This is a genomic window from Mycobacterium bohemicum DSM 44277 (genome assembly GCF_001053185.1).
Taxonomy (GTDB): Bacteria; Actinomycetota; Actinomycetes; order Mycobacteriales; family Mycobacteriaceae; genus Mycobacterium; species Mycobacterium bohemicum.
This window is the reverse complement of record NZ_CSTD01000003.1, coordinates 1-11,880: the sequence shown is the minus strand read 5'-3', so window position 1 is coordinate 11,880 and position 11,880 is coordinate 1. Positions and strand designations below refer to the sequence as shown.

Annotated in this window: 13 protein-coding genes; 5 read left to right on the top strand and 8 right to left on the bottom strand. The window is 69.5% G+C overall.

Annotated features, from left to right (window positions below; translation table 11 throughout):
• Positions 1-11: 11 nt before the first annotated feature.
• Positions 12-1,022 (bottom strand): glucose-6-phosphate dehydrogenase (coenzyme-F420), encoded by a 1,011-nt coding sequence (gene fgd, locus BN971_RS14505; RefSeq protein ID WP_085179448.1) that lies wholly within the window; start codon positions 1,020-1,022, stop codon positions 12-14.
• 96 nt (positions 1,023-1,118) lie between these two features.
• On the opposite strand from fgd, the gene BN971_RS14500 reads away from it, so the two are divergent.
• Positions 1,119-1,871 carry an MBL fold metallo-hydrolase gene (locus BN971_RS14500; RefSeq protein WP_085179449.1) on the top strand — a complete coding sequence of 251 codons (753 nt, stop codon included), beginning with the start codon at positions 1,119-1,121 and terminating at the stop codon, positions 1,869-1,871.
• 18 nt (positions 1,872-1,889) lie between these two features.
• Here the strand turns inward: BN971_RS14500 and BN971_RS14495 are convergent, their stop codons facing one another.
• The 4 genes from BN971_RS14495 to BN971_RS14480 form a co-directional block, all read right to left on the bottom strand.
• Positions 1,890-2,384 carry a GNAT family N-acetyltransferase gene (locus BN971_RS14495; RefSeq protein WP_085179450.1) on the bottom strand — a complete coding sequence of 165 codons (495 nt, stop codon included), beginning with the start codon at positions 2,382-2,384 and terminating at the stop codon, positions 1,890-1,892.
• A 24-nt stretch (positions 2,385-2,408) separates the two neighbouring features.
• The gene (locus tag BN971_RS14490) at positions 2,409-4,682 is read right to left on the bottom strand and encodes an MMPL family transporter (protein ID WP_245836512.1); all 2,274 of its coding nucleotides are present in this window, start codon (positions 4,680-4,682) and stop codon (positions 2,409-2,411) included.
• Between the two features lie 197 nt (positions 4,683-4,879).
• Positions 4,880-5,686 (bottom strand): class I SAM-dependent methyltransferase, encoded by an 807-nt coding sequence (locus BN971_RS14485; RefSeq protein WP_085179451.1) that lies wholly within the window; start codon positions 5,684-5,686, stop codon positions 4,880-4,882.
• Positions 5,686-6,045, bottom strand: a complete 360-nt coding sequence (locus tag BN971_RS14480; RefSeq protein ID WP_170322167.1) for a DUF3054 domain-containing protein — start codon at positions 6,043-6,045, stop codon at positions 5,686-5,688. The genes BN971_RS14485 and BN971_RS14480 overlap by 1 nt, the downstream gene beginning before the upstream one ends.
• Positions 6,046-6,079: 34 nt before the next feature.
• On the opposite strand from BN971_RS14480, the gene BN971_RS14475 reads away from it, so the two are divergent.
• Both BN971_RS14475 and BN971_RS14470 read left to right on the top strand, forming a co-directional pair.
• Positions 6,080-7,264 carry an acyl-CoA dehydrogenase gene (locus BN971_RS14475; RefSeq protein WP_085179453.1) on the top strand — a complete coding sequence of 395 codons (1,185 nt, stop codon included), beginning with the start codon at positions 6,080-6,082 and terminating at the stop codon, positions 7,262-7,264.
• A 122-nt stretch (positions 7,265-7,386) separates the two neighbouring features.
• Positions 7,387-7,956, top strand: coding sequence for a hypothetical protein (locus BN971_RS14470; RefSeq protein ID WP_085179510.1), 570 nt, complete (start codon positions 7,387-7,389; stop codon positions 7,954-7,956).
• On the opposite strand, the gene BN971_RS25085 is transcribed toward BN971_RS14470, so the two are convergent.
• Positions 7,953-8,117, bottom strand: coding sequence for a hypothetical protein (locus tag BN971_RS25085; RefSeq protein ID WP_169718545.1), 165 nt, complete (start codon positions 8,115-8,117; stop codon positions 7,953-7,955). The genes BN971_RS14470 and BN971_RS25085 overlap by 4 nt on opposite strands.
• 274 nt (positions 8,118-8,391) lie before the next feature.
• Between BN971_RS25085 and BN971_RS14465 the strand changes: the two genes are divergently transcribed.
• On the top strand, positions 8,392-9,774 hold the full coding sequence (locus BN971_RS14465; RefSeq protein WP_085179455.1) for an NAD(P)/FAD-dependent oxidoreductase: 1,383 nt from the start codon (positions 8,392-8,394) through the stop codon (positions 9,772-9,774).
• Between the two features lie 114 nt (positions 9,775-9,888).
• Positions 9,889-10,149 carry a hypothetical protein gene (locus tag BN971_RS14460; protein WP_085179456.1) on the top strand — a complete coding sequence of 87 codons (261 nt, stop codon included), beginning with the start codon at positions 9,889-9,891 and terminating at the stop codon, positions 10,147-10,149.
• Between the two features lie 12 nt (positions 10,150-10,161).
• Here the strand turns inward: BN971_RS14460 and BN971_RS14455 are convergent, their stop codons facing one another.
• Both BN971_RS14455 and BN971_RS14450 read right to left on the bottom strand, forming a co-directional pair.
• Positions 10,162-11,379 carry an O-succinylhomoserine sulfhydrylase gene (locus BN971_RS14455; protein ID WP_085179457.1) on the bottom strand — a complete coding sequence of 406 codons (1,218 nt, stop codon included), beginning with the start codon at positions 11,377-11,379 and terminating at the stop codon, positions 10,162-10,164.
• Between the two features lie 7 nt (positions 11,380-11,386).
• On the bottom strand, positions 11,387-11,803 hold the full coding sequence (locus BN971_RS14450; protein WP_085179458.1) for a rhodanese-like domain-containing protein: 417 nt from the start codon (positions 11,801-11,803) through the stop codon (positions 11,387-11,389).
• Positions 11,804-11,880: the final 77 nt, after the last annotated feature.

Here is an 11,880-nt window from a genome sequence, read left to right as displayed (position 1 = left end):
TCGCCCGCCTCTCAGCCCAGCCGCCGCAGCCTGGGCGCCAGGTCCTTCTCGAAAAGGTCCAGGAACCGCCGCTGGTCGTGGCCGGGTGCGTGGAACACCAGGTGGTTGAGGCCCCAGCCGACGTACTGACCGACCTTCTCGACCGCCTCGTCGGGGTCCGACGCCACGATCCAGCGCTTGGCGACCTGCTCGATCGGCAGCGCGTCGGCGGCCTTCTCCATCTCGATCGGGTCGTCGATGCTGTGCTTCTGCTCGGCGGTCAACGACAGCGGAGCCCAGAACCGGGTGTTCTCCAGTGCCAGTTCGGGGTCCGGGTCGTAGGAGATCTTGATCTCGATCATCTTGTCGATGTCGTCCACGTTGCGGTCGGCCGCCGCGGCGCCCTCTTTGACGGCGGGGATCAGCTTTTCGGCGTAGAGCTCCTCGCCCTTGCCGGAGGTGCAGATGAAGCCGTCGCCGGCCCGGCCGGCGTACTTGGCCACCGCCGGGCCGCCCGCGGCCACGTAGATGGGGACGCCGCCCTCGGGGACGTCGTAGATCGAGGCGCCCTTGAGGCGGTAGTACTCGCCGTCGAAGTCGACGCGGTCGCCGCGCCAGAGCTCCCGCATCAGGCGCACCGACTCGCGCAACCGGGCGAACCGCTCCTTGAACTCCGGCCACTCGCCCTGGTAGCCGGTCGCGATCTCGTTCAGCGCCTCGCCGGTGCCCACGCCGAGGAACACGCGGTTCGGGTACAGGCACGCCATGGTGGCGAAGGCCTGGGCGATGACGGCGGGGTTGTAGCGGAAGGTCGGGGTGAGCACCGAGGTGCCCAGTTGGACGCGCTTGGTGCGCTCGCCGACGGCGGTCATCCAGGCCAGGGAGAACGGGGCGTGTCCGCCCTCGTGCCGCCACGGCTGGAAGTGGTCGCTGACGGTCGCACTGTCCATCCCGTGACCCTCGGCGGCGACCGCCAGTTCGACGAGCTCACGGGGCGCGAATTGTTCGGCGGACGCCTTGTATCCGAGTTTCAGTTCAGCCACCAGTTCTTTCTACTCCCCCACCGATGGTCGCGACCCGCCGCGCCCGGCAACGCCGCGCTTGCGGTCGCTCCCCCGCTCGCTCCTACACTCGCGGGCATGGGACCCGCGCCAACTCTTGTTCAGGTCACCGACACCGTGCACCACGTCATCGGCCACGCGGTCAACTGGACACTGGTCGCCGACCAGGCGGGCGTCATGTTGATCGACGCGGGCTACCCCGGCGACCGCGAGGACGTGCTGGCCTCGCTGCGCGGATTGGGATACGACGCCGGTGACGTGCGCGCCATCCTGTTGACGCACGCGCACATCGACCACCTCGGCTCGGCGATCTGGTTCGCCCGCGAGCACGGCACGGCCGTGTACTGCCACGCCGACGAAGTGGGCCACGCCAAGCGGGAGTACCTGGAGCAGGTATCGATTCTCGATGTGGCGCTTCGCATTTGGCGTCCCCGGTGGGCGGTGTGGGGCGTCCACGTGGTGCGCAGCGGTGGCCTGCTGCGCGACGGAATCCCGTCGGCGCGGCCGCTGACCGCCGACGTGGCCGCCACCCTGCCGGGCCGGCCAAGGCCGGTGTCCACCCCCGGCCACACGGGCGGGCACTGCTCGTACGTGGTGGACGGGGTGCTGGTCAGTGGCGACGCGCTGATCACCGGCCACCCGCTGCTGCGCCGCAGCGGGCCGCAGCTGCTGCCCGCGATCTTCAGCAAGAGCCAATCGGAGTGCCTGCACAGCCTGAACGCCCTCAGCCTGGTGGACACCGAGGTGCTGCTGCCCGGTCACGGCGATGTGTGGCGGGGACCCATCCGCGAGGCGACGCAAGCGGCCCTCGCGCTGGCCAACGGCGGATGACTCGCGCCCGCGCGGTCGCTACGCCCGCGGCGTCAGCCACTTCTCGAAAGCGATCGGAACGAACGGCCCCCAATCGGGTATCGGGTCGGCGGTCACCCGGGTGTACCCCGTCGCGTCGTACAGCGCCTCGGCCTCGGGCTGCCGGCTGCCCGTGATCAGATACAACCGGCGGTATCCCCGCGCGGCGGTCTCGGCCTCCAGCGCGGCCAGCAGGGCCCTGGCATAACCGCGGCGGCGGTGCGCCCGGTCGGTCCAGATCCGCTTGAGTTCGGCGGTGTCGGCGTCGTAGCGCCGAAACGCTCCCCCGGTGACCGGGGCGTTGGCGATGACGCCGATCAGCAGCCCGCCGTCCGGCGGCGCCAGCTCCGCCTCCGGTACGGGAAGCCAGGTCAGGTGCCGCTCGGGCGTGCCGCCATACCGCTGCGCGTATTCGAGCGCCAGCTCGGCGAGCAGGGGCTGCGCGAGCGGATCGGCATGGGTCGCCGGCACGAACCGAAGCTGATCGGAAGTCACGTAACGATTTAACGCCCGCGGCGTTCAGCCGTCGGCGACCACCCGCCGCCGCAGCCGCAGCAGCGGCGCGGGCGCCCACCAGTTCAGGCCCCCGCACAGATGCATGAAGGCGGGAACCAGCAGCATCCGCACCAACGTCGCGTCCACCAACACCGCGAGCGTCAGACCGACGCCGAACATCCGCATGAACGAGACGTCGGCGGTCACCAGCGCGGCGAAAGAGATGGACATCAACAACGCCGCCGCGGTGATGACGCGGCCGGTGTGCGCCAGACCCAATGCGACGCTCTCGTCGTTGTCGGCGCGTGTCCGGCCCGAGCGCAGCCAGTATTCGCGGATGCGGGAGATCAGGAACACCTCGTAGTCCATGGACAACCCGAACGCGATGCAGAACATCATCGCCGGGATGGTGGCGACCAGGGTGCCACTCGGTGTGGTGCCGAGCGCCCCCAAATGCCCGTCCTGGAAAATCCAGACCAGCGCACCGAAGGCGGCGGTGAGCGAAAGGACGTTGAGCACAACCGCTTTGATCGGCAACACCACGCTGCCGGTCAGCAGGAACAGCAGAACCAGCGTGACAACCGCGATGAACCCGAAGACCATGGGCAACCGGGAGGTGATCGCGTTGACGGAGTCGCGGTTGCTCTGCGCGTTCCCGGTCATCTGCACCGCCTGCCCGCCCGGCGGCACGACCGCGTGCAGGCGGTCCAATTGCGCCTCGGAGGCGCGCGAATACAGCGGGACGGTGGTGCTGACGGTCAAATACGCACTGCCGTCGGCCAATCCGGCGGGCGCCGAGGGCGGTCCCCTGCGCTCACCGGCGACGAACGTTCCGGTCGGCGATGACACCGCCGAGACGTCGGCGACCCGGGACAGCTGCGCGGCGTACGCGTCGAGTTCCGGCTTGGCCGGCTCCTCGATCTCGGGGATGACGACCGTGACCGCGGTCTCCGCGTCCGTGCTGAAGCCGGTGCGGACCACGTCGCTCACCGTTCGGGCCGTCGCCGACGTCGAGAGCACCCGCTCGTCGGGATTGCCCCATCGGATGTGCAGGAACGGGGCCCCCAGCACAAGCAGCAGGGTCACGATCGCCAGGCCGACCGGAATCGCGTGCCCCATGGCGACTCTGGCGATCCGGTACCAGAAATCGCGGGCGACCGGTCGCGCCGCCGGCTCGGGCCGGCGGAACAGGCGCCGGCACGCCTGCCTGACGTCGAGCGAGTCGATTCGGTTGCCCAGCAGCACGATCACCGCCGGCGCCACCACCACCGCCGCCAAGGCGGACAGGGCGACCACCGCGATGCCGGCATAGGCGAACGATTTCAGGAAGTACACCGGGAACAGCACCATCGGGACCATGGCCAGGGCCACGGTCATCGCCGAGAACAGCACGGTGCGACCGGCCGTCGCCATGCTGCGCACGAGGGCGTCGTCGCGGGCCCGGCCCTCGGCAAGTTCGTCGCGATAGCGGCTGATGATCAGCAGCGTGTAGTCGATGGCCAGCGCCATGCCGAGCGCGGCCGCCACGTTCAAGGCGAAGATTGACACGTCGGTGACCATCGACAGCCCACGCAGCACCGCGAGCGACCCGACGATCGCGAATCCCGCGACGGCCATGGGCACCGCGGCCGCCAGCAGGCCACCGAAGACCCAGACCAGCGCGACGAAGCTCACCGGGACCGCGATGGATTCCATTCGCAGCAAATCGTTTTGGGTGTGATGGCTGATCTGCGCGTACAGCACCGCCGGACCGCCGGCGCGGACGGTGACCCCGTCGCGGTCACGCGCCAGCCGGTCGGCCAGCGCCTGGGCGTGCTTGGGCGCGCTGTTCTCGTCGCCGTTGAGCGCGGCCACGATCAGCGCGGACTTGCCGTCGGCGCTGACGGTACCCGGGGGCGGCGTGGGTGCGTCCCAGGGTGAGGAGACCTGCGTGACGAACGGTGACCGGGCAAGCTGACCGACGATGTCGGTGCCCACGGCCTTCGCGTCCCCGTCGGCGACGCCGCGGTCCGAGCTCACCAAGAGCAGCATCGTCATTTCGCCCCGGTGGAACTTTTCGGCCAGCAACGCCGACGCGCGGGCGGATTCCGATGACGGGTCGACCATTCCGCCGCCGGACAGGCTGGTCGCGGCCGGCATGCCGAACACCGCCGCGGCGGCCATCACCAAGACCGCGACCGCGATCACCCGTCGCGGCGAGGCCAGGGCGATCCTGGCCAACGCGGCGAACGGGTCGCGGCGCCGGCGGTGACGCCCCGTCACGCGCGGCGACTCGGGCCTCAGCATCGTGGTCGTCATCGCGACCTCAACCCGCCTGCGGATTCCGGGTCAGACGAACGTTTAGCGCTCATATCCACACCCCTCATCCGTGGCCGTGTTGTGTTACGACTTCGTCACGACGTTACGCCGCAAGAAGTTCGAACACCGGGCAGATCGGTAAGTTAATTAACTGTTAATTACCTTAAATACCCCGGCCGCGGCGGGATAAGCCGAAATCAGCGCATCGCGGCGGTGACGTACCGGGGAACGAGCGCCGCGTCGTCGGAGCCGCCGCCCCACAGCTCGCGCAGCCCCATCACGGTGAGCAGGTCGACGACGTTCCGCTCGACCACCTCCCACCGCTGGCCGCGCAGCTGCCCGGGCACGCTGTCGGCGTCCGGATGCCCGGGCGCCAGGCCGGGCATGTGGTCGGCGGCGAACCGGCTGCCCGCGGCGCTGAGCCGCGTCACCCCGGTCAGCAGTCGGTGCTGCGCATCCGCCGGCAGATGGCCGACCAGCAGTTGCTCGGCCACCCACGCCGTGGGTGCCGCCCGGTCGAAACCGGACCGGAGCAGCGCCGCCGGCCAGTCCCGGCGAAGGTCCACCCCGATGGCGCAGCGACTGACCGTCAGCGTGGCGCCGAGCCCCCGCAGCACCCCGGCCTTGAAGTCCAGCACCTCGGGCCTGTCCAGCTCGTAGACGGTCGAACCCCGCGGCCACCACAACCGGTACGCCCGCGCATCCAGGCCCGCACCGAGGATCACCACCTGCCGAACGCCCGCCCGGCCGGCGTCGGCCAGAAAACCGTCCACGAATGTCGTGTGCGCCGCGACGATGTCGACGAGCCCGCCGGTGACCGGGTTGGCGCCCTCGTCGGCCGCGAACCGCTCGTCGTTGATGAGACCGACGAAGCGCTTCTCGCCCGCGGCGCGCACCAACGGCTCGGCGAACGGGTCGTCCATCCGGCCCTTTCCGGAGGCGACCGCCCGCGCCACCGCGCCGAACGTGGCCGCGTCCCACCTGGTGTCAACCGTCGATGACATCAGGATTCGAAGCGGCGCAGGCTCGCCGCGACCACCACACGCCATCCGAGCAACAACACCGCGGTCACCGACGCCGCCACGGCCACGAAGCTGGCCGCCACCCCGGCGGCCGTCGCCTTGCGCAGCAGCATGCCGACCACCACCGTGCACAGCCAGACCACCGCCCCGGTCGGCGCGACGGCGGTGGGTCGCCGCCAAGCGCGCGACGCCAGCCACCCGACGACGGTGCCGGACAGGAAGGGCCAGGCCGTCGTCGCGACGCCGGAGACGCTGATCCCCTCGTCATGGCTGCGGCGCCCGACGGCGCAGAACACGAGCACCGCCACCACGTCCATGGCTAGCCACAGCGGCCGTCGCATCCAGCGAGCCTACCGCTCGTGGCAGGCTGATCCCATGAGCACCCAAGCGCCTCCCGCCTTCGACCGAGACGATCCCCTGGGCATCGACGCGTCGCTGTCCGACGACGAGCTTGCGGTGCGCGACACCGTCAGAAGGTTCTGCGCCGAGCACGTCACCCCCTATGTCGCCGAGTGGTTCGAGATCGGCGACCTGCCGGTTCGCCAGCTCGCCAAGCAGTTCGGCGAACTGGGGCTGCTGGGCATGCACCTGCACGGCTACGGGTGCGGCGGGGCGTCGGCCGTGCACTACGGCCTGGCCTGCACCGAGCTGGAGGCCGCCGACTCCGGCATCCGGTCGATGGTCTCGGTGCAGGGCTCGCTGGCGATGTTCGCCATCTGGAATTTCGGCTCGGAGGAGCAGAAGCGGCAATGGCTGCCGGGCATGGCCGCCGGCGAGCTGCTGGGCTGCTTCGGGCTCACCGAACCCGACGCCGGGTCCGATCCCGCGTCGATGACGACCCGGGCGCGGCGCGACGGGTCGGACTGGGTGCTCAACGGCCGCAAGCTGTGGATCACCAACGGGTCGGTGGCCGACGTGGCGATCGTCTGGGCCGCCACCGAGGACGGCGTCCGCGGGTTCGTCGTCCCCACGGCGACGGCGGGATTCAGCGCCAACACCATCCACCACAAGCTGTCGCTGCGGGCGTCGATCACCAGTGAGCTGGTGCTCGACGACGTCCGGGTGCCCGACGACGCGATGCTGCCCGAGGCGAGGGGCCTGCGCGGCCCGCTGTCGTGTCTGTCCGAGGCGCGCTACGGAATCATCTGGGGATCGATGGGGGCGGCCCGGTCGGCCTGGCAGGCCGCGCTCGACTACTCCACGCAGCGCACCCAATTCGGCCGCCCGATCGCCGGATTCCAGCTGACCCAGGCCAAGCTGGTCGACATGGCGGTCGAACTGCACAAGGGTCAGCTCCTTTCGCTGCACCTGGGCCGCCTCAAGGACAGCGTCGGGCTGCGGCCCGAACAGGTCAGCTTCGGCAAACTCAACAACACCAGGGAGGCGATCAAGATCTGCCGAACCGCGCGAACCATCTTGGGCGGCAACGGGATATCGCTCGAATACCCGGTGATCCGGCACATGGTGAACCTGGAGTCGGTGCTGACCTACGAGGGCACCCCCGAGATGCACCAGCTGGTGCTCGGCCAGGCGTTCACCGGCAGCGACGCATTCCGCTGATGCGCGCGGGGGCCGTCGGTTGCCGGCGTCCCGCCCGCCGGGTATGCATACCTGCTGGGAGGTTTCTGATGCGATCTGTGGCCCATCTTCTCGGTGTGCTGGTCGCCGCGTGCGGCCTGTCCATGGCGCAGGAGTCGGCGGTGCCGGTGGCCGGCGCCGACCCGGTCACGCTGCCCCCGATGACCACCGGCGGGGGCGGACCGATCATCGGTGGCGGCAACAACGCCGGAATCGCCCAGCAGCTGACCGGCCTCGGCAACCCGAACGTGCAAGAGGTGGACGGCTCGGATGCGGCGCAGTTCATCAACGCCGCCGCGGGCGTCGCCAGCCCGCAGCTCGCGGCCCCCTTCGGGCTGCTCAAGCGGGCGCTGGCCTGCCAGACCAACAACGCCGGCTTCGGGGCGCGCGCCTACCGGCGCAACGACGGGCAGTGGGGCGGGGCCATGCTCGTCGCCGCCAAAAGCGCCACGCCGAACATCGACGCCCTGGCCACCTGCGCCAAGACCAACTGGCGCAGGCCCAGCGCGGGCTCGGACACGGCGATGTGCAACAGCGGCTGGACCACTCCCAACTCCTTCACCAGTCGCGGCGGCGGCGAGGCCTACTACATCCTGATCGCCGGCACCGCCGACGACTTCTGCAGCGCGCTCAACGGCAAGTACAAGACCGACGCGGCTTCCTGGCCGTTCTAGAGGCCCGTACCCGGCGACAACGACTGTGCGCCAAGCCCGATCAGGATCGCCGACGCGTTCGAATCGGTGCTGGGCGCATGCTTGATCACGAACTCGAGGGCGTACAGCGCGATGCCGACGGCGATCAGGAGAAAGCCGATCACGATGCCCGCGATCGCCATCCCGCGGCCCTTCTGGCCGGTCACCCTCCTGCCGCAGTGGGGGTGGCGGTTACTCTACTCGGCGGGCGCGGTGTTGTCGCCGGACAATGCACGTCCTATTCCGCCGGCGCCGGACGTGGTCGGAACGCACTGCCGCCCAGCACGTTTCGTTCGCCGACAAGTGGGGACGCGGGAGCACGGCGGACCGATTTTCACCGGCAGGTGCCGTTGGCACGACGGGCAGTCGTACGGTGTAGGGGCGCCGCGGAAATTGCGAGACTAGAAGGGGACAAATATGTCGCGCCATCGCGTGGTCATCATCGGAAGCGGGTTCGGTGGGCTCAACGCGGCCAAGTCGCTCAAGCGCGCGGACGTGGACGTCACGCTCATCTCGAAGACGACCACCCATCTGTTCCAGCCCCTGCTGTATCAGGTGGCGACCGGGATCCTGTCGGAAGGCGACATCGCCCCGACCACCCGGCTGATCCTGCGCAAGCAGAAGAACGTCCGGGTGTTGTGGGGTGAGGTCAGCGAGATCGACCTGACGGCGAAGACGGTCACCTCGCACCTGATGGGCATGCAGACGGTGACACCGTACGACAGCCTCATCGTGGCCGCCGGCGCCCAGCAGTCGTACTTCGGCCACGACCACTACGCCATCTACGCGCCCGGGATGAAGAGCATCGACGACGCCCTGGAGCTGCGGGGCCGCATCCTCGGCGCGTTCGAGGCGGCCGAGGTGGCCACCGATCCCGCGGAGCGGCATCGCCGGCTCACGTTCGTGGTGGTGGGTGCCGGGCCGACGGGCGTCGAGCTGGCCGGCGAGATCGTCCAGCTGGCCGAGCGCACCTTGGCGGGGGCGTTTCGCACCATCACCCCCAGCGAATGCCGGGTGATCCTGCTCGACGCCGCGCCCGCCGTGCTCCCGCCGATGGGGCAGAACCTGGGCCTCAAGGCGCAGCGGCGGCTGGAGAAGATGGACGTCGAGATCCAGCTCAACGCGATGGTGACCGCGGTCGACTACATGGGCATCACGGTCAAGGACGCCGACGGCACCGAACGCCGCATCGAATGCGCGTGCAAGGTGTGGGCGGCCGGGGTCGCGGCCAGCCCGCTCGGCAAGATGATCGCCGAGCAGTCCGACGGGACCGAGACCGACCGCGCCGGGCGGGTGATCGTCGAGCCCGACCTGACGATCAAGGGCCACCCCTACGTATTCGTCGTCGGCGACTTGATGTCCGTCCCCGGCGTGCCCGGAATGGCGCAGGGTGCGATCCAGGGCGCGCGCTATGCCACCGGAATCATCAAGCAGGCGGTGCATGGCCACGACGACCCGGCCAACCGCAAGCCGTTCAAGTACTTCGACAAGGGCAGCATGGCCCTGATCTCGCGGTACAGCGCCGTGGCGAAGGTCGGCAAGCTGGAGTTCGGCGGCTTCATCGCGTGGCTGGCGTGGCTGCTGCTGCACCTGTACTACCTGATCGGTCACCGCAATCGCGTCGCCGCCATGTTCGCCTGGGGAATCTCCTTCCTGGGACGCACCCGCGGACAGATGGCCATCACCAGCCAGATGATGTACGCCCGCCCGGTGGTCAAATGGGTTGAGCAGCAAGCCGAACAGGGGACGCTCGCGGCCGCCGAGAGCGTCGAGGAGGCCGAACGGCGGGCGGCGGGTTAGCGCGCCGCTTCCCGGGATGAAACGCCGGGTTCGCCCGGCCGTCGGCGAGGCCACAGGTCAGGTTGCTAGTGTTCCGGCTCAAAGTCGGTTTCATACCTGGGGGAAGGGACTGCGATGCACATTTCCAAAGTTCGCCTGGCCATTGCCGGAGTCGTGACGGCCACCACCTTCGGTCTGGCCGGTGCCGGTACCGCCTACGCGTACCAGGAGCACATGTTCAACGCGAGAAACAATCTGCAACAGGGCCTGGGCGAATTACAGCAGGCCGAATCCGACAAGGGTGGCCATCGGGAGCAGGCGATCAACCTGGTGCAGCAGGCGATCGACCAGGTCAACCAGGGTATCCAGTACGGCCAACAGCACCCGGGCCAGTAGCCCGGCTTGCGGTCAGCCCAGGGCCTGATCGATATCGGCGATCAGGTCGTCGGTGGCTTCCAGCCCGACGGAGATGCGTACCACGCCGTCACCGAGGCCGATCGCGGCGCGTCCCTCCGGGCCCATCGCCCGGTGAGTGGTCGTAGCCGGATGCGTGACAAGGGATTTCGCGTCACCCAGATTGTTCGAGATGTCGATCAGCCGCATCTTGTCCAGGACCTCGAAAGCCCGTTGCTTGGCCGCACTTTCGGGGCAGTCGAGCGCGAACGTAATCACCGTTCCGCCGCCGGACATCTGGCGCTTGGCCAGGTCATGCTGCGGGTGTGACGGCAGGAAGGGGTAGCGCACCCAGCCGACCGCCGGGTGCGACTCCAGGAATTCGGCGATCCGGTGCGCCGAGGAGTTGCAATGCTCGACCCGGATCGCCAGCGTTTCAAGGCCTTTGAGCAACACCCAGGCGTTGAACGCGCTCATGGCCGGCCCGGTGTGCCGCATCAGCTTCTGCACCGGGCCGTCGATGTACTCCTTGTCGCCGAGGATGGCGCCCCCCAGCACCCGGCCCTGGCCGTCGATGTGCTTGGTGCCCGAGTACACCACCACGTCGACCCCGAGCGGAAAGCCCTGCTGCAGTAGCGGGGTGGCGAACACGTTGTCCAGCACCACCTTTGCGCCCGCCGCGTGGGCGAGTTCGGTCACCGCGGCGATGTCCACCAGCGACTGCATCGGGTTCGACGGCGTCTCGAAGAACACCGCCTGGGTGGGTTTTGACAGCGCCTCCTCCCACTGCGCGAGGTCGTCGCCGTCGACGAAGACGGTCTCGACGCCCCAGCGGGGCAGGATCTCGTTGCACACCACGAAGCACGACCCGAACAGGCTGCGCGCGGCCACCAACCGGTCGCCGGCGGCCAGCAGCGCGCCCAGCGAGGTGAACACCGCCGCCATGCCGCTCGCGGTGGCGAACGCCGCCGGCGCCCCCTCGATGAGGCGCAGCCGCTCCTCGAACATCGTGACGGTCGGGTTGCCGTACCGCGAGTACACGTAGCGGTCCAGTTCGCCGGTGAAGGAGCGCTCCGCGGTGGCCGCCGAGTCATACACGTAGCCCGAGGTCAAAAACATCGCCTCGGCGGTCTCGTCGAATTCCGACCGCAACAGGCCTCCGCGCACGCCGAGGGTGGCCTGGCCGACGCCGTCCGGCAACGCCCGAGGCGTGCGCACCGATCGGTCGGTCATCCCCGCATCATCCCTGTCTCCAGGGCAAACCCATTGCCCGCCAGCCGCTTTGGCCACGGTGCCCCTGGGCGTCGAGGTGGCCTTCGAAGCCGTCGAGGACGTTGTAGGCGGGCGTGATGCCGATCTGCGTCGCGGCGTTCGCGGCGCCGATCGAGCGTTGCCCCGAGCGGCACAGGAAAATCACCGGCCGCTCGGCCTGCGCGGCCGGCAGCCGCTCGCGCAGCTCGTCGGCGAAGCGCTCGTTGGGCCGCCCGTCGGAGGTGTTCCACTCGATGAACACCGGCTCGCGGCCCAGGCCGGACAGGTCGGGCACGCCGACGAATCGCCACTCGGCGTCGGTGCGGACGTCGACCAGCACGGCGTCGGGGTTGTCGTTGAGCAGCTTCCACGCCTGCTGCGGCGTGATGTCTCCCGCGTAGCTCACCCGCGTGAGTCTCGCATATTCAGGGCAGCGGCCGCCTGCCGGGCGCGCTCGCGCGCGGCTCCCACCTGCGGCGCCGT

Coding starts and splice junctions, on each gene's coding strand:
- BN971_RS14465 (WP_085179455.1), top strand. CDS start 8,392: ATGTCGCGCCATCGCGTGGTCATCATCGGAAGCGGGTTCGGTGGGCTC.
- BN971_RS14460 (WP_085179456.1), top strand. CDS start 9,889: ATGCACATTTCCAAAGTTCGCCTGGCCATTGCCGGAGTCGTGACGGCC.
- BN971_RS14485 (WP_085179451.1), bottom strand. CDS start 5,686: ATGTCATCGACGGTTGACACCAGGTGGGACGCGGCCACGTTCGGCGCG.
- BN971_RS14475 (WP_085179453.1), top strand. CDS start 6,080: ATGAGCACCCAAGCGCCTCCCGCCTTCGACCGAGACGATCCCCTGGGC.
- BN971_RS14480 (WP_170322167.1), bottom strand. CDS start 6,045: ATGCGACGGCCGCTGTGGCTAGCCATGGACGTGGTGGCGGTGCTCGTG.
- BN971_RS14490 (WP_245836512.1), bottom strand. CDS start 4,682: ATGACGACCACGATGCTGAGGCCCGAGTCGCCGCGCGTGACGGGGCGT.
- BN971_RS25085 (WP_169718545.1), bottom strand. CDS start 8,117: ATGGCGATCGCGGGCATCGTGATCGGCTTTCTCCTGATCGCCGTCGGC.
- BN971_RS14470 (WP_085179510.1), top strand. CDS start 7,387: ATGGCGCAGGAGTCGGCGGTGCCGGTGGCCGGCGCCGACCCGGTCACG.
- BN971_RS14455 (WP_085179457.1), bottom strand. CDS start 11,379: ATGACCGACCGATCGGTGCGCACGCCTCGGGCGTTGCCGGACGGCGTC.
- BN971_RS14500 (WP_085179449.1), top strand. CDS start 1,119: ATGGGACCCGCGCCAACTCTTGTTCAGGTCACCGACACCGTGCACCAC.